General features: G+C 65.9%; 19 protein-coding genes. 13 read left to right on the top strand and 6 right to left on the bottom strand.

Translation table 11 applies throughout. The features are described 5' to 3' along the window. Positions 1 to 8: 8 nt before the first annotated feature. From ACQ66H_RS13415 to ACQ66H_RS13405, 3 genes are all read right to left on the bottom strand, one after another. Positions 9 to 356: a hypothetical protein gene (locus tag ACQ66H_RS13415; RefSeq protein ID WP_430434443.1), complete on the bottom strand. Its 348-nt coding sequence runs from the start codon at positions 354 to 356 to the stop codon at positions 9 to 11. Between the two features lie 210 nt (positions 357 to 566). Then, positions 567 to 1,193, bottom strand: coding sequence for an ANTAR domain-containing response regulator (locus tag ACQ66H_RS13410; protein WP_430434442.1), 627 nt, complete (start codon positions 1,191 to 1,193; stop codon positions 567 to 569). Next, positions 1,190 to 2,359 carry a transporter substrate-binding domain-containing protein gene (locus tag ACQ66H_RS13405; protein WP_430434441.1) on the bottom strand — a complete coding sequence of 390 codons (1,170 nt, stop codon included), beginning with the start codon at positions 2,357 to 2,359 and terminating at the stop codon, positions 1,190 to 1,192. The genes ACQ66H_RS13410 and ACQ66H_RS13405 overlap by 4 nt, the downstream gene beginning before the upstream one ends. Before the next feature lie 276 nt (positions 2,360 to 2,635). Between ACQ66H_RS13405 and ACQ66H_RS13400 the strand changes: the two genes are divergently transcribed. From ACQ66H_RS13400 to ACQ66H_RS13340, 13 genes are all read left to right on the top strand, one after another. Next, positions 2,636 to 3,076, top strand: coding sequence for a hypothetical protein (locus tag ACQ66H_RS13400; RefSeq protein ID WP_019917764.1), 441 nt, complete (start codon positions 2,636 to 2,638; stop codon positions 3,074 to 3,076). A 107-nt stretch (positions 3,077 to 3,183) separates the two neighbouring features. After that, a complete protein-coding gene (locus ACQ66H_RS13395; RefSeq protein ID WP_430434440.1) occupies positions 3,184 to 4,245 on the top strand; it encodes a LamG-like jellyroll fold domain-containing protein in 1,062 nt (353 codons plus the stop codon). After that, positions 4,242 to 5,579, top strand: a complete 1,338-nt coding sequence (locus ACQ66H_RS13390; RefSeq protein ID WP_430434439.1) for a N,N-dimethylformamidase beta subunit family domain-containing protein — start codon at positions 4,242 to 4,244, stop codon at positions 5,577 to 5,579. The genes ACQ66H_RS13395 and ACQ66H_RS13390 overlap by 4 nt, the downstream gene beginning before the upstream one ends. A 74-nt stretch (positions 5,580 to 5,653) precedes the next feature. Continuing rightward, positions 5,654 to 6,637, top strand: a complete 984-nt coding sequence (locus tag ACQ66H_RS13385; RefSeq protein WP_430434438.1) for a hypothetical protein — start codon at positions 5,654 to 5,656, stop codon at positions 6,635 to 6,637. Between the two features lie 31 nt (positions 6,638 to 6,668). After that, the gene (locus tag ACQ66H_RS13380; protein WP_430434437.1) at positions 6,669 to 7,358 is read left to right on the top strand and encodes a tetratricopeptide repeat protein; all 690 of its coding nucleotides are present in this window, start codon (positions 6,669 to 6,671) and stop codon (positions 7,356 to 7,358) included. Between the two features lie 4 nt (positions 7,359 to 7,362). After that, positions 7,363 to 7,665 (top strand): hypothetical protein, encoded by a 303-nt coding sequence (locus ACQ66H_RS13375; protein ID WP_430434436.1) that lies wholly within the window; start codon positions 7,363 to 7,365, stop codon positions 7,663 to 7,665. Positions 7,666 to 8,243: 578 nt separating this feature from the next. Then, positions 8,244 to 9,419 (top strand): urea ABC transporter substrate-binding protein, encoded by a 1,176-nt coding sequence (gene urtA / locus ACQ66H_RS13370; protein WP_430434435.1) that lies wholly within the window; start codon positions 8,244 to 8,246, stop codon positions 9,417 to 9,419. A gap of 94 nt (positions 9,420 to 9,513) precedes the next feature. Continuing rightward, positions 9,514 to 10,005, top strand: a complete 492-nt coding sequence (locus ACQ66H_RS13365; protein ID WP_430434434.1) for an urease accessory protein UreE — start codon at positions 9,514 to 9,516, stop codon at positions 10,003 to 10,005. Position 10,006: 1 nt separating this feature from the next. Next, complete coding sequence (locus ACQ66H_RS13360; RefSeq protein WP_430434433.1) at positions 10,007 to 10,750, top strand: urease accessory protein UreF; 744 nt, start codon at positions 10,007 to 10,009, stop codon at positions 10,748 to 10,750. A gap of 15 nt (positions 10,751 to 10,765) precedes the next feature. Next, complete coding sequence (locus ACQ66H_RS13355; protein ID WP_430434432.1) at positions 10,766 to 11,470, top strand: urease subunit beta; 705 nt, start codon at positions 10,766 to 10,768, stop codon at positions 11,468 to 11,470. A gap of 31 nt (positions 11,471 to 11,501) precedes the next feature. Further along, the gene (gene ureC, locus ACQ66H_RS13350; protein ID WP_430434431.1) at positions 11,502 to 13,214 is read left to right on the top strand and encodes an urease subunit alpha; all 1,713 of its coding nucleotides are present in this window, start codon (positions 11,502 to 11,504) and stop codon (positions 13,212 to 13,214) included. Positions 13,215 to 13,218: 4 nt separating this feature from the next. Beyond that, positions 13,219 to 13,860, top strand: coding sequence for an urease accessory protein UreG (gene ureG / locus ACQ66H_RS13345; RefSeq protein WP_430434430.1), 642 nt, complete (start codon positions 13,219 to 13,221; stop codon positions 13,858 to 13,860). After that, positions 13,850 to 14,737 (top strand): urease accessory protein UreD, encoded by an 888-nt coding sequence (locus ACQ66H_RS13340; protein WP_430434429.1) that lies wholly within the window; start codon positions 13,850 to 13,852, stop codon positions 14,735 to 14,737. The genes ureG and ACQ66H_RS13340 overlap by 11 nt, the downstream gene beginning before the upstream one ends. An 86-nt stretch (positions 14,738 to 14,823) precedes the next feature. On the opposite strand, the gene ACQ66H_RS13335 is transcribed toward ACQ66H_RS13340, so the two are convergent. Genes ACQ66H_RS13335 through ACQ66H_RS13325 form a run of 3 tightly spaced genes read right to left on the bottom strand, consistent with a single transcriptional unit; the run spans position 14,824 to position 17,307 of the window. Continuing rightward, positions 14,824 to 15,402: a hypothetical protein gene (locus tag ACQ66H_RS13335; protein ID WP_430434428.1), complete on the bottom strand. Its 579-nt coding sequence runs from the start codon at positions 15,400 to 15,402 to the stop codon at positions 14,824 to 14,826. A gap of 37 nt (positions 15,403 to 15,439) precedes the next feature. Then, positions 15,440 to 16,633: a M48 family metalloprotease gene (locus ACQ66H_RS13330; protein ID WP_430434427.1), complete on the bottom strand. Its 1,194-nt coding sequence runs from the start codon at positions 16,631 to 16,633 to the stop codon at positions 15,440 to 15,442. After that, on the bottom strand, positions 16,630 to 17,307 hold the full coding sequence (locus tag ACQ66H_RS13325) for a hypothetical protein (RefSeq protein ID WP_430434426.1): 678 nt from the start codon (positions 17,305 to 17,307) through the stop codon (positions 16,630 to 16,632). The genes ACQ66H_RS13330 and ACQ66H_RS13325 overlap by 4 nt, the downstream gene beginning before the upstream one ends. Positions 17,308 to 17,327 lie beyond the last annotated feature (20 nt).

Raw genomic sequence — 17,327 nt, 5'->3', positions numbered from 1 at the left:
CTGCTCCGTCAGTTGCGATCGGCGCGTGCGACGAGCTCGCCCGAGCTGCTTTCGCCGGCACCGGTGGGCTTCTCGTTCGACATGTCGCGCAGGGCCCTGGCGCGTTCGCGCTCAACATCCGTTTCGCGGGCTGCGCTGGATGAGGTACTGCCCGTCTGCCCCTTCTCATGTTCCTGCAGTGCAGGGTGAGAGGGCATGGCCTGACTGTCGGCACCGCCCTTTTCGACAACCAGAGGGCTGCTGACCTGACCGGACGATTTGTCGGGGCTGTTCTGGTTCTGCGCGTAGGCAAAACCGATGACGCCCATCACTGACAGGGCGCTGAGGGTGGAAACGAGGACTTTTGAGGTTTTCATGCGGGGACTCCTTGAAGGAAAGGGTGTGCTCTGCCGGCAAAGCCGGATGAACATCAACCTAGACCCATTGCGCAAGGAACTCGGTGCGGCAGCGCACTGAGGTGTGTCATGCCCCTGGCACATCGCAAGCGGACAGGACATCCTGCGCTGGCAAGGAGGCCGGACGGCAAAAGTCCCCTGAAGCTCGTCGCGGCACGGCGCCGAAGATGCTCAGCCCGACAGGATCTCGTCCGCATGAATGATCGCCCGCGCGATCTCCTCCGTCGGCACGCGCTTGCTCATCGCCTGTTCGCGAATGATCTTGTAAGCCTCGGCGTCGCTGACGCCGCGGGTGCGCATCAGGATGGCCTTGGCGTCGTTGATCTGGTTCACGCTGAGCAGCTTCTGCTCAAGTCGCTGCACCCTTTTCTTGTAGCCGCGCATTTCCTGCGTCAGGCCGACGGTGAGCACCAGTGAGGCGAGCACGCCGGTCGAGCGCAGCGGGGCGCTGAGTACGCCAGTCGCACCCAGGCGCAGCATCACTTCGAAGATGGTCGGGTTTTCGTAGCCGACGACGGCGATCACCGCGGGCGGCTGTTCGAAGTTGCTGAAGTTCAGCGGCGCGTGCATCTCGTTGGACTGGATCGCGTAGTACACGACATCGACGTTGTCCGGGATGTCCTGCACCGGCGGCCAGAAGGTCTGCACCTGGCAGCCTATGCGCTTCAGTTGCTGGATCAGCACCTCGCCGTCGGCGTCGCGCGGATGCAGCACGACGATGCGCAGATTGCGCAGCTGGGTCAGGAACTCCGGCGTGATCCGCTTGCTGCGTACGCCTGTGCGCGGCGGACTGCTCACGTCGATTCCTCTTCGCTCGCATTGACGCGCAGCCGCGTGCTCCAGTCGTCGAAGGAGTGGCTGACCAGGTAGGGGTCGGCATCGACGCCGCCCGGCGTCTCGGCCAGTATCGTGAACTGGCCCTCGCTGTTCACCCGGCCGATGCGCGGGTAGAGGCGGGCGTGGTGGTTGTGCGGCAGGATACGGATGCGGCCCTGCGGCGCGTCGAACTCGCGCCCGAGGATGTGCGGCAGCAGGATGTCATGCTCGTCGCTGCCCGCTTCGCGGAAGGCGTCGGCGAACACATGCACCTGGTAGTAGGACGACTCCCAGCTCATGTTGGGTTGCACCTCGTTGCCGAACAGCTTGCGGAACAGCGCCACGCAGTCGCGGTTGCGCGGGGTGTCGATGGACTGGAAATAGGTGCCCGCCGTGTAGTGACCTTCCGCCAGTCGGATACCCATTTCGGATACCTCTTCCTCACTGGTGCACAGGCTGGCGATCGGCATCTTCTTCGGATCGAAGCCGGCGTCCGCGTAGGCCTGGTAGAGCATGCGGGTGGTCTTGCCGACCATGGTCGAGAAGATGAAGTCCGGCTGCTTGGCCTTGATGTCCTTCATGATCGGCGTGAAGGCGCTTTCCTTCGCGTCGAGGTGCACATAGCGCTCGCCCACCTTGGCGCCACCCTGACGGTGGTGCACGAAGTCGCTCATGATGCGGTTCGATTCGTAGGGGAAGATGTAGTCGCTGCCGATCAGGTACACCCGCGCGCCGAAGCGGGTTGACATGTAGTCGGCGAGCAGGGCGCTGTTCTGGTTCGGCGCACCACCGGTGTAGATGATGTTGTTCGAGAACTCGAAGCCCTCGTACATGGTCGGGCAGAACAGCAGGCGGTTCCATCTTTCAACCACTGGCAGCACCGCCTTGCGCGTGCTCGACATATAGCAGCCGAAAATGACATTGACCTTGTCGTCCTGTACCAGACGGGTCGCGAGCGAGCGGAACTGTTGCGGATTCGACTGCGGATCGTAGTAGACCGGAACCAGCTCTCGGCCGTCGATGCCGCCGGCATCGTTGATCTCGCGGATCGCGAAAAGCGTTCCGGCGAGCATCGTGTTTTCGATGCGCGATGTCACGCCCTCACGCGAGAACAGAACACCGACCTTGATGGGATCGTTTGTGGACACGGGTTTGCGGCCGGGTGACAAAAAACGTGATCGATACTAACAGAGCTTGACCGCGCGAAAGAGGCTCACTAAGATTCACTCAACGCTTCGCCCCGCCAACACTGCCGGGCGCGAAGACGGGCAAAAAGGCCTGCACGGATCTCCGGATCCGGCAGGCCTTTTTGTTTTGGTTTTTCGCTTTCGAGTTTTTGCGATTTTTCGCGATATTTCGCATTGGCCAGTGCCGGCCGGTCGCGACAGGAGCTTCCAGATGTTCAACCCTTGAAGGAGAGTGCAGTGATTCCGATACCCAGGAAAGGCACGCCGGAGCGCGACCGGCTGATCCAGGAACACCTCGAGTGCGTGAAGTCCATGGCCGGCGTGGCAGGCTTCTCGGTACTCAAGTGCGCAACGCCCGGCGACACCACCCACATCAGCGGCGGCGTGCACGAAGACCCCTTGCTCAAGCGCGTGCTGCTGCGCATGCGCGGCGCCTCGCCGAAAGGCAAGCTCATCGTCATCTGCACGAAGATCGACGCGGAATGGCGCATCGGGCGTCTGTCCGGCATTCGCGGCGTGCCGCCGGTATTCGTTGACGACACCGTCTACACCAGCGAGCAGGACATCCAGCACGCCATCTTCCTGATGCGTCTCGACGAGATGGAAGAGACCGACGGCATGCCGGAGCACTACCACGAAGGCTACAAGCGGCGCGACGACAACTGGCCGGTGACCTGATCACCACCCAGCGCTGACGCGCGGCTGCGGCCGCACCCGTCTTCACCCTACCTACTGCAAAAGCATCCGAGCCCCCGGAGGGCGGCGCTCGGCCTGGAGAAACGACCATGTGTGCAATGCGACTGACCGGATACGCCGACAAGTTCAGTGTCCATCCGGGCGACACCATCAAGTTCTACGTCAATTGCGACGGACCGAAGAAGTACAGCGCGTCCATCGTGCAGATGATCAACGGCGACACCAATCCGCGTGGTCCCGGCTTCATCGAGAAGGCCGTGAAGGCCGACTGCGAGGGCGTCTACGACGGCATCAAACAGGTCGTCTATGGCGGTTCCTACGGCTTCGTGGCGGATGCGCCGCAACTGAAGCCGGACAGCTTCACGCTGCAGTGCTGGATCTGGCCGACCACGCCGAAGACCGACAAGCGCTACTGGAAGCACGGCGCCCAGGGCCTGGTGACCAAGTGGTCCGGCGGCAAGGGTTACGGCCTGTTCATCAATACCGACGGCTGTGTCGAGCTGCGCATCAATGGCGAAACCTACACCACCGGCGCGCCGCTGCGCGACCACGCCTGGCACTTCATCGCCGCCAGCTTCGACGCGAAGACCGGTGAGGTGGTGCTGTATCACGAGCCGCAGGTGGTCTACGCGCTCGACCCCGAAATCCCGCCGGTCAAGGCGGCCTTCAAGGGCAAGATCGAGCACACCGATCAGCCGCTGGTGATCGCCGGTTACGTTGACCATGTCGAGCCGGGGCCGCTGGGTCTGTCCTCGCTGCCGCAGGGCGTCATCGTCGGCGGCCACTACAACGGCAAGATCGACAGCCCGCGCCTGTGCAGCCGCGCGCTGTCGCGCTTCGAGATCGAAATGATGAAGGGCGGCGCGCAGCCGGGGCTGACCGAGCGCCGCAACGCCGGCCCGACCGGTGTGCTGTCGGAAGCCATCGTCGCCGCCTGGGACTTCTCCGACGGCATCGACACGCTGGTGGCGAAGGACGCCGGTCCCTACCGCTTCGACGCCACGCTTGTTAACTGCCCGACGCGCGCGCTGACCGGATACAACTGGGCCGGCCAGACCTTCGACTGGAAGGTTGCGCCGAAGGAATACGGCGCCATCCACTTCCACGACGACGATCTCGACAACGCGCGCTGGGAAGTGAGCTTAGAGTGACCGTGCCGGCCGACATCAAGAGTCGCTTCTACGCCGCCAAGCTGACGACGCCGGAAGGTGACGAGGACTACATCCCGTTCTGGATCGTGCCGAAGATCGGCCAGGAACAGTCGAAGATCGCGGTCATGGTGCCCACCATCAGCTACATGGCCTACGCGAACGAACACGTCGCGTGCAACGCCGGCGGCGCCGAACTGTTCGTGTATCGCGTGCCCATCATGCAGCAGCAGAACATGTTCCTCGCCGAACACCGCGAGTACGGCGGCTCGATCTACGACACCCACACCGACGGCAGCGGCATCTGCCTGTCGTCGCGGCTGCGGCCCATCCTGAGCATCCGTCCGAAGTACGACCACTTCCTCGCGCAGGCACCGTGGCAGTACCCGGCCGACCTGCACCTGATCTGCTGGCTGGAACAGATGGGCTACGAGTACGACGTGTTCACCGACGAGGACGTGACCTATGACGGTCTGGCCCGGCTCGAGAACTACAACGTCATCATCACCGGCTCGCACCCCGAGCACAATTCGGGCACCCAGCTCGACGCGTTGCACAACTACACGCAGCGCGGCGGCCGCCTGATGTATATGGGCGCCGACGCCTGGTACTGGGTGCATTCCTTCCACCCGGCCTACGACGGACTGGGCCGCGGCATCGTCACCGAAATGCGCCGCTGCGAATCCGGCATCCGCACCTGGCGCGCCGATCCGGGCGAGTACTACCACCAGGGCACCGGCGAGCTGGGCGGCATGTGGCGCTATCGTGGCCGCTACCTGCACTCGGTGGCCGGCACCGGCATGTCGTCGGAGGGCTTCGACATTTCGTCTTACTTCTCGCGCACGCCGGAAAGTCTGGATCCGCGCGTCAGCTGGGCCTTCGACGGCATCAGCTACGAGGAGAACCTCGGCAACTTCGGTCTGGTCGGCGGCGGAGCGGCCGGTCTGGAACTGGACATCGTCAACACCATGCTGGGTTCGCCGCCGCACATCCTCACCGTCGCCACCTCGGCCGGCCGTCACACCGAGGCCTACCTGCTGGTGATGGAGGATTTCGGTTTCAACCAGCAGGGTCTGGACGGCACCGTGCATCCGCGCGTGCGCGCCGACATCACCTTCCACGAAACGCCCAACGGCGGCGGCTGCTTCGCATTCAGCTCCATCGCCTACTGCGGCTCGCTGCCGTGGAACAACTGCGACAACAACATTTCGCGTCTGACCAAGAACGTGCTCGACCGCTTCATGCAGGACGGCCCGCTGCCGGCCGCGCCGAAGGAAGCATACAAGCACCGCGGTCGCGCGGACTATGAGTCGCCGGCGCTGGCGTCGAAGAACTGATGTGAGGTGCACGCAGGGTTCGCTCGCGGTGCGGGCGAACCCTGCGCAGACGGAATCAGACGGAGGACTCGTCGATGGAATGCATGACCGAACATCCGGTGCATCTGCACCGCCGGCCGGCGAAAGCCGGCGGCGCATTCGACGTCGCCGCGTTTCGCGGGCTGGATTTTGCCCGCGCCGAAGACGACGCGATCTGGACGCGCGAATGGGTGTGCGTGGGCAGCACGCTCGACATCCCGGCTGCCGGCGATCTGCTGCCTTTCACCGTCGGCGACCACGCCATCCACGTGCAGCGCCTGCCGGACGGCGGTTTCGCCGGCCGCTTCAACAAGGCGCAGCACGGCGGCTGCCGCGTGGTGCCGCTGCAGTGTCAGCAGGGCGCGAAGACGCCGTGCTCGTTCACATCCTGCGGCCACAGTCTCGACCGTCCGCCGATCGCCGCCGGCGAGCTGGGCGAGGGGACGCCCGAGATGTACCAGTACCTCGGACTGCGGCCGGAGCGCCTGCTGCCGGTGCGCACTGCGACCTGGGGGCCGCTGTTGTTCGTCAGCCTCGATCCGCACGGGTCGTCGTTCGGGCCGACCGCCCGCGCGCTGACGTCAACATTGCCGGCGTGGGCCGGTGTGCAGCCGGACAGCCATCGCAGCCGCTGGAACGACTGCGACGCCAACTGGAAGCTGGTCGCCCAGCACTTGCTGGGGGCCTCCGCTACGTGTGCATCCGGCGAAGTCGCGCTGTGCCGTGCCGATGCCGAAGGCGGGGCGGCACTGCTGTTTCCCAACCTCGTGCTGCTGTGGTCGGCAGCGGGATGTTGTGCCGTCGTGCTGCAGCCGGTATCGCTCACCCGCACGATGTGCCGGGTCGCGCAGTTCGGGCCAGACGACAGCGCGTTCTCTTGGGAGACGCTGCTGCATACCCGTCTCGCCGCCGCCGCCGAGGCGCAGTCGGCGATCGAAGGGGGCGGTATCGGCGGTCGCGGCTGTGAGCCGGCCAGCCGGCTGGATGCCGGCGGACGATGGATCGAGACACACGTGATGGCGCGCATCGCTGCGCGCTGAATGCAGATCGGGCAGACCGGGAGATATCTATATGCAGGCACTGATGGAAATGACTGCGGGGCTCGACGATGCGGTGGCCGCTTACCGCGACGGCGATCTCGCGACCGCCGCGCAGCGGTTCGAGACCCTGGCGGAAGAGGGCGACGTCGAGGCGCAAGCCTGGATCGGCGCGCTGCACGCGAATGGCGAAGGCGTAACGGCCGATCTGACGACGGCCTTCCGCTGGTATCTGCGCGCCGCAGAGGGCGGCCACGTGCCGGCGCAGACCAATGTCGGCGCCATGCTGATCATGGGCAATGGCACGCCCGCCGATCCCGAACGCGGGCTGCACTGGCTGCGCGCGGCAGCCGAAGCCGGCGACGCGATGGCGCAGAGCAATCTGGCGACGCTGTACTTCAAAGGACAGGGCACGGCGCAGGACGAAGCGCAGGCGGCGCACTGGTACCGGCAGGCGGCAGGGCAGGGGCACTTCCCCTCGCAGGCGCGGCTGGGTTTCATGTACGCCAACGGGCTGGGCGTGGACAAGGACCGGGCACAGGCTTTCGCCTGGCTGTCGCTGGCAGCGCAGCACGGTGTCGGCAGCGCGCTCAACGCGCTCGAAGGCATGATCGGCCAGATGTCGGCCGAAGAGAAACAGAAGGGTGCTGCGTTGTTCGATCAGTGGCGCAGCCGCACGGCCGCCGTGTCGTCGCCGGCACGGCTGATTCCGGTTCCGGGGTGATGCGATGAGCTACAGCGTGCAGCAGATCAAGTTCGAGTGCCTCACCTATATCAAGGAGTTCGGTGCGCGCATGGACGAGTGGTCCATCGGCATGGCCGACGACCCGGAACACGCGCTGTTCGGCCTGTGCGGCGTCAACCCGGAGCGCGACATCTGGCTCTGGAAGCCGGCACTGTCGGTGAACGCGGCGCGCACCGTGGTCGATTTCATGACCGGCCGCTACCGGCTGCATCCGGCGAGGGCATCGAGTGCACCGGGCGGGCGCTGCGTGTTCATGTACCGACGATCGAAAATTGTAGATGGATAGCGACCCGCGCCGGGGTCGGGGTTCTTTGGGAGGGGTCTTCTGAACCCGACACCGGCATAGACCGAAGCCGGCGGACTGCAGCGGCCGCGTCGCGGCCAAGGCCGCTCCCACAGGGGACGTGCGCCAGATCCGCGACCCTAGCCTCAGTCGGGATTCTGTGGGAGGGGTCTTCTGACCCCGACAGCGGCATAGATCGAAGCCGGCGGACTGCAGCGGCCGTGTCGCGGCCAAGACCGCTCCCTCAGGGGAGGGCGCGCCCTCATGCGAAACGTCGGCGCGCGCACGGGAATGCCGATGTATTGATGATCTGAAAGCGCGTACATCCGCGCTCCCGGACCATCGAAAAGAATTTGAAAAAAAGCCGTTGCCGACGCTTGACGCACCGCAACAGCCTTCCTATCATCGATTCAACTTTCCGCTCCGCCAGCATTGCCGGCGCGGAACAAGGCAAAAGGGCCTGCCCTGGATCTCCGGATCCGGGCAGGCCCTTTCGCCTGCACGACACGTAAGTCCGCCCCGGCAACGACGACGGTGCGATCGAAAGCCACTTTCTTTCATCACTTCCATCGAGGTTCATCATGAAGAATCAAATCAGGCGCGACATCATCAAAGGCCTTGCGCTCGCATCCGTCGCCGGTCCGTGGATGGTGCGCAATGCCATGGCCGACGACACCGTGAAGGTGGGCATCCTGCATTCACTGACCGGCACCATCGCGCTGGCCGAAGCGTCGGTGGTCGATGCGGAAAAGCTCGCCATCGACGAGATCAACGCCGCCGGTGGCGTGCTCGGCAAGAAGATCGTTCCGGTGGTCGAGGACGGCGCCAGCGACTGGCCCACCTTCGCCGAGAAGGCGCGCAAGCTGCTCGACCGCGACAAGGTCGCGGCCGTGTTCGGCTGCTACACCTCGGCGTCGCGCAAGGCGGTGCTGCCGGTATTCGAGCAGATGAAGGGCCTGCTGTACTACCCGACCTATTACGAAGGCCAGGAGCAGTCGCCGAACATCCTCTACACCGCGCACGAGGCGACGCAGCAGTGCATTCAGGCGTGCAACTGGCTGCTGGCCAATCGCGGCAAGACGGTGTACCTGATCGGCTCCGACTACATCTGGCCGCGCGTCACCAACAAGATCGCCCGCCCGACCATCGTCAAGGGCGGCGGCAAGGTGCTGGGCGAGGAATACCTGCCGCTGGGCAGCACCAACTTCGGCTCCACCATCAACAAGATCAAGGCGACCAAGCCGGACATCATTCTGAGTACCGTGGTCGGCGGTTCCAACGTGGCCTTCTACAAGCAGCTCAAGGCGGCTGGCGTGAACTTCAACAAGACCACGGTGATGGCGCTCGCGGTGTCGGAAGAGGAAGTGTCCGGCATTGGCAAGGAGAACGTGCAGGACGTGCTCACCTGCATGAGCTATCTGCAGAGCCTCGATAACCCCGCGAACAAGAAGTTCGTTGCCGCCTTCAAGGCCAAGTACGGCGACAAGCGCGTCACCGGCGACACGCTGGCCAGCGCCTATACCGCGGTCTACCTGTGGAAGATGGCGGTCGAGAAGGCCAAGAGCTTCGACGTCAACAAGGTGGTGGCCGCCTCGGCCAACCTCGAGTTCGAAGGGCCGGAAGGCAAGGTGAAGTTCCATGCGACCAACCACCACCTGTGGAAGCAGGCGCGCATCGGCTCCTTCACCGCGGACGGTCAGGTGAAGCTGATCTATGAATCGCCGCTGATCGAACCCAATCCCTACCCGACGCTGTAAGCCGCACGCCGCCCGCGGGCGGCTGCGCTGATGGTGGCTGTCCCGCGGCATTTGCGGGACAGCCCGGACCCGACCGCAAGGAAGAGACCGAACAATGCTCAGACTGACAGACATCGTCGGCAATGCGTCCGACCCGGATATCGCCGACCGGCTGCATCACATCGAACACGACGGCGGCGTCGAGCGCATACGCCTGTCACGCAACGACCTGGCTCGCCGCCGCCAGCGCCTGGTGACCGACCGCGGCACCGAACTGGCGCTGCTGCTGGACCGCGGTGCGCAGCTCGAGAACGGCTCGGTGCTGCTGCTCGAACCGGGGCGCGCCGTGCTGGTGATGCTCGACGAACCACAGTGGCTGGTGCTGCGCGCCGCACACCCGGCCGGCGCGCTGGAGATCGGCTACTTCGCCGGCAACATGCACTGGAAGGTGCGCTTCGACGGCGACTGCCTGTGGATTGCGCTCGAAGGCCCGCGCGAGGGTTATCTGAAGCGCATGACCCACCTGCTGGCGCGCGGTGACGCGACCGTGCTCGATGCGCCGGCGCAGGGCGGCACACGCTACCTCGCCGTTCCTCATGCGCACTGACATGAACGCACCGCACGCGCCCTTTCACATTCCGTCGTCTGACGATGGCGGCGGCGACGCGATCGGCATGCTGGGCATGCTGCAGTTCGCCGACAGCTTCTTTCCCAGCGGCGCCACCTCGTTCTCGTGGGGGCTGGAGTCGCTGAAGCTCGACGGCAAGGTCGGCGGCGCAGAACAGGTGTTCGAGCTGCTGTGCAGCCACATCGAACAGCGGTGGGCCGGCTTCGACCGACCGCTGATGCAGGCGGCGCGCACCGCCTGGTCGCAGCGCGGCGCGGCCGCTCTGGCCGAAGCGACCGAACTCGACCGCCTGTGCGAGGCGATGAACCTCGTGCGCGGCTGGCGCGATGCGAGCCGCCGCCTCGGCTTCACGCAGCTTCGCGTGCACGCCGATCTCGGCCTCGGCATCGCACAGGTCTATCTCGACCAGGTGCGCGCCGCCGGTCTGCCCGGCCATCTGCCGGTGGTGCAGGGCCTGGTGTGGGGCGCCTACGGACTGTCGGCCCCCGGCTGCGACGCGATGGCTGCGAGCGGCCTGTGCACCACGGTGGTCGGTGCCGCGCTGCGCATGGGCCTGATCGGTCACACCGAAGGTCAGCGCCTGCTGGCGCGCACGCGGCCGCTGATCGCGCGCGTCATCGACACGCCGCCCCCATCGACCGACGAACTGTGGAACGGTGCGCCAGCGCTCGACATCGCCGCCATGCGCCACGAGCCGCGCAATGCCCGGCTGTTCGCCAACTGACTGGAAAGCGCACACATGCTGCTGACACCGACCGAACTCGAAAGACTGACGATATTCAATGCCGCCGAACTGGCGCGCCGGCGCCGCGCGCGCGGCCTGAAGCTCAATTGCCCGGAGGCGATCGCCATCATCGTCAACGACATTCTCGAGGGGGCACGCGACGGCCGCACGGTGGCCGAACTGATCGGCTTCGGCTCGCAGATCCTGAACAGCGACGACGTGTTGCCTGGCGTCGCGGCGCTGATGCCGATGATCCAGGTCGAAGCCAGCTTTCCCGACGGCACCAAGCTGGTGACCGTGCATGACCCGATACGTCCGGGCGCGAACGCGCCGGCCGAAGCGCCGCCGGCGCGCACGCCGGGCGAAATCATCCCGGCCGACGGGAAGATAGAACTGAACGCCGGCCGCCGCCGCGCCACGCTGCGCGCACTGAACACCGGCGACCGGCCGATACAGGTGGGCAGCCACTTCCACTTCTTCGAGGTGAACCGCGCGCTCGAATTCGACCGCGCCCAGGCCTGGGGCATGCACCTGGACATCGCTGCCGGCACCGCGGTGCGCTTCGAGCCCGGTGAGGACAAGGAAGTGACGCTGGTCGCCTTCGGCGGCAGCGGCGAGGTGTTCGGTCTGAACCGTCTGGCCGAGGGCCCGACCGGGGACGCCACCGGCCTGCCGGACGCGCTGGCGCGCGCACGCCAGGCCGGATTCCGCGGCGCCTGAGCGCTGTCATCGACAACAGGGAGAACACGACATGACATGGCTCACCCGCCGCGACTACGCGGCGATGTACGGCCCAACCAAGGGCGACATGGTGCGCCTGGGCGACACCTCGCTGCTGGCGGAGATCGAGCACGACTTCTCGACGCCCGGTGACGAGTGCCTGCACGGCGGCGGCAAGACGCTGCGCGACGGGCTCGGCATGATGGGCGGCCTCACGTCCGAACAGGGCGCGCTCGACATGCTGATCAGCAACGTCGTCGTCATCGATGCGGTAGTCGGCATCGTCAAGGGCGACATCGGCATCAAGGACGGGCGCATCGTCGCCATCGGCAAGGCCGGCAATCCGCACGTAATGGATGGCGTGCATCCGAAACTGCTGGTCGGCAACGCCACCACCGTGCGCGACGGCGAAGGGCTGATCGCCACCGCCGGCGGGCTGGACGTGCACGTGCACTTTGATTCGGCGCAGCTGGTCGAACATGCGCTGGCTTCGGGCATCACGACGATGTTCGGCGGTTCGCTTGGCCCGATCACCGTGGGCATCGATTGCGGGGGCGCGTGGAATGTCGGCCGCATGCTGCAGGCGTCCGAACAGTGGCCGATGAACTTCGGCTTCCTCGGCCGAGGCAACTCGTCGCGCCCGGAATCGCTGGTCGAGCAGATGAAGGCGGGTTGCATCGGCCTGAAGATCCACGAGGACTGGGGCGCCACACCGGCCACCATAGACACCTGCCTGTCGGTGGCCGACGAGATGGACTTCCAGGTGCAACTGCACACCGACACGCTGAACGAATCGGGTTTCCTCGAAGACACGCTCGCGGCGACGAAGGGCCGCACCATCCACATGTATCACACCGAGGGTGCAGGCGGCGGCCATGCGCCGGACGTGATCTGCGTGGCCGGGCTGCAGCACTGCCTGCCGTCGTTGACCAACCCGACCAACCCCTACACGGTAAATACCTTCGACGAGCACCTGGACATGATCATGGTGTGTCACCACCTGAATCCGGCCGTGCCGGAGGACGTGGCCTTCGCCGAAAGCCGCATCCGTGCGCAGACCATCGCCGCCGAAGACGTGCTGCACGACATGGGCGCCATTTCGATGCTGGGCTCGGACAGCCAGGGCATGGGGCGCATCAACGAAGTGATCTGCCGCACCTGGCAGCTGGCCAGCAAGATGAAGGACCAGTTCGGCCGCCTGCCGGAAGAGACCACGCGCAGCGCCGACAACGAACGCATCCTGCGTTACATCGCCAAGTACACGATCAACGCGGCGCGCTCGTTCGGCGTCGATCACCACGTCGGCTCGCTGGAGCCGGGCAAGCTCGCCGACATCGTGCTGTGGCGTCCGGCCTTCTTCGGCATCAAGCCGGAAATCGTGGTCAAGGGCGGCTTCATCGCCTACGGCGCGATGGGTGATTCTGCGGCGTCACTGATGACCTGCGAGCCGCTCATCATGCGCCCGCAGTGGGGCGCCTTCGGTCGCGCGCCGCAGGGGCTGTCGGCCAATTTCGTGTGCGCCGCCTCGCTCGACAGCGACCTCAACGGCCGGCTCGACATCCGCAAGGCGCTGCTGCCCTGCAAGGGCACGCGCACGCTGCAGAAGGCCGACATGGTGCGCAACGCCGCCTGCCCGAACATCACGGTCAATCCGCAGACCTTCGAGGTGAGCGTCGATGGGCGCGTCATCAGCTGCCCGCCGGTCAACCGCGTGCCGCTCAACCGTCTTTACATGCTGAGGTGAAGCCATGTCCGCACAACTGAACACCCACGCACGACCGCGCGGCGCCGCCCGGGTTGGCATCGGCGGCCCGGTCGGTTCCGGCAAAACTGCGCTGCTGGAACAGCTCATTCCGCGCTTCATCAAACGCGGCACCGACATCGCGGTCATCACCAATGATCTGGTGACCGCCGAGGACGCCGAGCGCGTGCGCCGCAGCGGCCTGATCGCGCCCGAGCGCGTGCTGGCGGTGGAAACCGGCGCCTGCCCGCACACCGCGATCCGCGAGGACCCCACGCTCAACCTCGCCGCGGCCGACGAGCTGGACCGCGCCTACCCGGGGCTGGAACTGATCCTGATCGAAAGCGGCGGCGACAACCTGGCGTCGTCCTTCTCGCTCGATCTGGTCGACTACTGGCTGTTCGTGATCGACGTGGCCGGCGGCGACGACATTCCGCGCAAGCGCGGACTGGGCGTACTGCAGTGCGATCTGCTAGTGATCAACAAGGTCGATCTGGCGCCGCATGTGAACGTGAACCTCGATCGCATGGTGGCCGAAGCGGAAGACGTGCGCGCCGGCCGCGCCACGCTGCTCACCAACTGCGCGCGCGGCGACGGTGTTGACGCGGTGGTCGAGCGCATCGCGCAGGAGGTGCTGTTTGACCGTTGAGCCGGCACTTGTCGAGGCGCTGCGCCCGTCCGCTCACGAACGCATGCCGCCGGCCGAGGTACGGCCCTGCGTCGATCTCGCCTTCGCGCGCGATGCGACCGGCCGCAGCTATCTCGGGCGCCAGTACGTCGGCTACCCGGTGCACGTCGGCCGCGCGCTGTACGTCGATGGCTCGGCGCCCGATCTGTGCGTCGTATATCTGCAATCGGTGTCCGGCGGCCTGTTCGAGCACGAGCGGCTGGCCAGTCGCATCGAGGTAGGGCAGGGCGCACGCGCCCATATCGCGACGCCGGCATCGACCATCGTGCATGCGATGCAGGGCGGGTCGGCCGTGCAGCGCACACGTCTCGTCGTGCAACCGGGCGCATTGCTGGAGTACATGCCGGCCCCGCTCATCCTGTTTCCGGGCAGTCATATGGTGAGCGACATCGACGTGACAATGGCGGACGGCGCACTGGTCGTCGTCGCCGACAGCTTCCTTCCGCATGACCCCGCTGGCGAGCAGCGATCGTTTGCCTGGCTCGAATCGACGATGACGGTGCGCGACGGAAACGGACAGCTGCTGGCGCGGGAACGGATGTGCATCGACGGCGGGAACTGGCTGTCCGGCAATGCCGGCGCGAATGCCGGGCTGCGCATGCACGGATCGCTGTGGCTGCTGGGTGGATCAGCCGATGCCGAATTGCTGCACGCCTTGCGAGCGTTGCCCGAGGTCGAGGGTGCGCTGGCCGGCGCCAGTCTGCTGCCGAATGCCGCCGGCATCGTGTTCCGCGCGCTGGCGGCCGACGCCGTCCGGCTCGAAAGAATCATGCACGCCGCCTGGGTCGCGGCGCGCACCCATCACACCGGCTCAGCGCCGGCGCTGCGACGACGCTAGGGCGTCGCAGCACACCGATCCCGATGGCGGGACGCGGCGGATGGCGGAAGGGGCAAGCCGTCGCGTCTCGTCGTCGGGACCCCGAGTCAGGGTTTGCCGACAAGGTGCAGGCTATCCATCACGCGCTCGGCGCCGGGCCGGCCACGTTCGAAATAGCGACCACGCGGTGCGGCATAGACAAGCGCATACAGACGCTTGTCTCTCACTGTCGCGATTGCCAGACCGGAGCGCTCGATCTCCTCACCGCGGGCGGTGTAGTTGAAGTTGAAGCGGAAGCCTTCGCCGCCCGCCACGGTATGGGGCTCCAGTTGCAGTAACTCGAAGCGGCCGCCGTTGCCGGCGACCAGGTTCTCGAACAGGGCGGCGACGTCCTCCGGGGACATCGTGGCCTTGAACTTTGGCGGCTTCTTGTCGGCGCTGACCTGATCGTTCAAGGCCTCGCCGTCGGCAACGCCGGTGAAGAACACCAGCACGTCGAGCGGCATGCCGTGCTGGGTCCAGATTTCGCGGTGCTTGCTACCGGGCGGCGTGAAGCGGTTCCAGTCGCCTTCGGCCCTCACTTCCATGCGTTCGCGTACGACGACGCGTGCATTGTCCACGCGGGTGAAGGGTGAGGCGCAGCCGGCGAGTAGCGCAATCAGCAGCAGGGAGAAGAGGGGCTTCACGGTCGGATTCTTTCTTCGTGTTCTCGCGGTTGGCGGTTCAGTGCGTGCCGACATAGCTGCGCATCATCGGCGCGTCCGGCGCGGTCGGTTTCAGCTCGAGGTAGCGGTTGAACGCCGCGCGCGCACCATCGTGGTCACCGCGCGTGCGCAGCAGCTGACCACGCAGTCGCTGTGCTTCCGGCGGCGTGTCCGGCAGCGACTCGGCTTCCTCCAGCGCGGTCATCGCCTGTTCGGCGTCGCCCGCGTCATTGCGCGCCTTAAGCGCCTCGGCGCGGGCGTAGAGCAACTGGCCGTCGCGGGACTGCGTGGCCATCAGCCGGTCGAACAGTCGCAGCGAACTGTCAGGCACGCGGCGGCGCAGTTCGTCCTGCAGCATGGCAAGGCGCACCGGTGCGATCGCGGCACGGTAGCGGTCGGCGTGCGCGGCGCCGTCATGCTCGTGTCCCAGCTTGCCCGCCGCCTGTGCCAGCGTGTCGCGGCGCTCGGTCGAAGCGGGGTGGGTGGCGAACAGCACGGTGCCGCCGCTGCTTTCGCCGTCCTTCTCGTCGATCAGTTGTGCCCACACCCGCGAAGCTTCCATCGGGTCGTAGCCGGCCTGGTACATCAGGTCCAGACCGATGGCGTCTGCCTCGCGCTCGTTCTCACGCGAAAAGGCAAACATGCCGGCCAGCACGCCAAGCTGGGCAATCGAGCCCACGCCGCCCGCGCCTGCCACACCCAGTGCCATGCCCACGAACTGGGCCAGCGCTGACTTCGAACGCGCGTCGCGCATCCGCTCCAGGCTGTGACGCTTCAGGTAGTGGCCGACCTCGTGCGCGAGCACGGCCGCCAGCTGGGCTTCATTGGAGGCGCGCAGCAGCAGTCCGCTCCACACCTGCATCATGCCGTTGGGTGCCATGCTGGCGTTGAAGAATGGCGTGCGCACCAGATACACGCGCATGTCCGGACAGTGATTGCCGGCAAGCCGGCATGCGATATCGGACACATAGCGCTGCAGTTCGGCGTCGCCGAGCAGGAAGCGCGAGTGTCTGAGCTTCTCCTCCTCGCGGTCCATCATGGCCCAGAGCCCGCCCTCGTCGGTGGCGATGTCCGGACGCTCGAAGCGGGCCGGCATGTCGTACGCAGCCCGCGCGAGCGAGGGCAGCAGCGACAGTAGTGCGCCGGAGCAGCAACTGCACAGGAGGTCGCGCCGGTACATATCGGCCGGCGAGGCATCGCGACGCTGCGTCATTGGCGCGGAAACTTGTCGAGCAGCGCGGTGATGGATTCTTCCGCCGGTTCGGCTTCCCGCAGGTCGCCGGTGCCACGCACCAGTCGGTTGAACCACACGATCTGGCCGGTCTGAAGGTCAACCAGCGAGGCGTAGCCGATCTGTATGCCCGCCGGAATGCCGACGCCGAGCATGGCGGCAAGGAACATCGTCATCTTGCGCTCGGCAGTGGCGTAGCTGTCGCGCACGAAAAGGAACAGTGCGTAGTCGGCTCCGGTCTTCTCGCGCAGCCAGTCGGTGTCGGCACCGATATGCCAGTCCATGCGCTTTTCCTTGGTCGGCAATTCGTAATGGGTGAGGTAGTGGTGCAGGGCGATGGCACCGGCGACGGCACCGTGCAGGTGATTCAGTTCCGCCACCTTTATGTCCTGATCAGCGAGCTCGATCAGCGGCGTGTCCATCGCGGCCTCCCGCCGTCTGAGCGACGCGAGCAGATGGTTTCGTGCCTGTTCGGTCCAGTGCGCCTGTGGCTCGGTCATCCCGCCGGCGGTCATCGTGAACAGTTCAACGTCGAGCGGCATCAGGACGATGCGCGAATTGCCGGCGAGACGGTCGAATTCGGGTGCCCTGACGGCCTGTGCAAGAGCGGCCTGACTGATGAGAGTGCCGAGTATCAGGACAAGGATGCGGAGCATGACGAATGGGCTGAAAAATG

Origin of the sequence: Methyloversatilis sp., from assembly GCF_965284615.1 — a bacterium.
Lineage (GTDB): Bacteria > Pseudomonadota > Gammaproteobacteria > Burkholderiales > Rhodocyclaceae > Methyloversatilis.
The sequence above is the reverse complement of the archived record's forward strand: the minus strand, read 5'-3'. Positions and strand labels throughout refer to the sequence as shown.

What these genes read in the sequence shown, in the direction of transcription:
- ACQ66H_RS13415 (WP_430434443.1), bottom strand. Translation starts at nt 356, where the DNA reads ATGAAAACCTCAAAAGTCCTCGTTTCCACCCTCAGCGCCCTGTCAGTG.
- ACQ66H_RS13395 (WP_430434440.1), top strand. Translation starts at nt 3,184, where the DNA reads ATGTGTGCAATGCGACTGACCGGATACGCCGACAAGTTCAGTGTCCAT.
- ACQ66H_RS13385 (WP_430434438.1), top strand. Translation starts at nt 5,654, where the DNA reads ATGGAATGCATGACCGAACATCCGGTGCATCTGCACCGCCGGCCGGCG.
- ACQ66H_RS13380 (WP_430434437.1), top strand. Translation starts at nt 6,669, where the DNA reads ATGCAGGCACTGATGGAAATGACTGCGGGGCTCGACGATGCGGTGGCC.
- ACQ66H_RS13375 (WP_430434436.1), top strand. Translation starts at nt 7,363, where the DNA reads ATGAGCTACAGCGTGCAGCAGATCAAGTTCGAGTGCCTCACCTATATC.
- urtA (WP_430434435.1), top strand. Translation starts at nt 8,244, where the DNA reads ATGAAGAATCAAATCAGGCGCGACATCATCAAAGGCCTTGCGCTCGCA.
- ACQ66H_RS13365 (WP_430434434.1), top strand. Translation starts at nt 9,514, where the DNA reads ATGCTCAGACTGACAGACATCGTCGGCAATGCGTCCGACCCGGATATC.
- ACQ66H_RS13360 (WP_430434433.1), top strand. Translation starts at nt 10,007, where the DNA reads ATGAACGCACCGCACGCGCCCTTTCACATTCCGTCGTCTGACGATGGC.
- ACQ66H_RS13355 (WP_430434432.1), top strand. Translation starts at nt 10,766, where the DNA reads ATGCTGCTGACACCGACCGAACTCGAAAGACTGACGATATTCAATGCC.
- ureC (WP_430434431.1), top strand. Translation starts at nt 11,502, where the DNA reads ATGACATGGCTCACCCGCCGCGACTACGCGGCGATGTACGGCCCAACC.
- ureG (WP_430434430.1), top strand. Translation starts at nt 13,219, where the DNA reads ATGTCCGCACAACTGAACACCCACGCACGACCGCGCGGCGCCGCCCGG.
- ACQ66H_RS13330 (WP_430434427.1), bottom strand. Translation starts at nt 16,633, where the DNA reads ATGACGCAGCGTCGCGATGCCTCGCCGGCCGATATGTACCGGCGCGAC.
- ACQ66H_RS13325 (WP_430434426.1), bottom strand. Translation starts at nt 17,307, where the DNA reads ATGCTCCGCATCCTTGTCCTGATACTCGGCACTCTCATCAGTCAGGCC.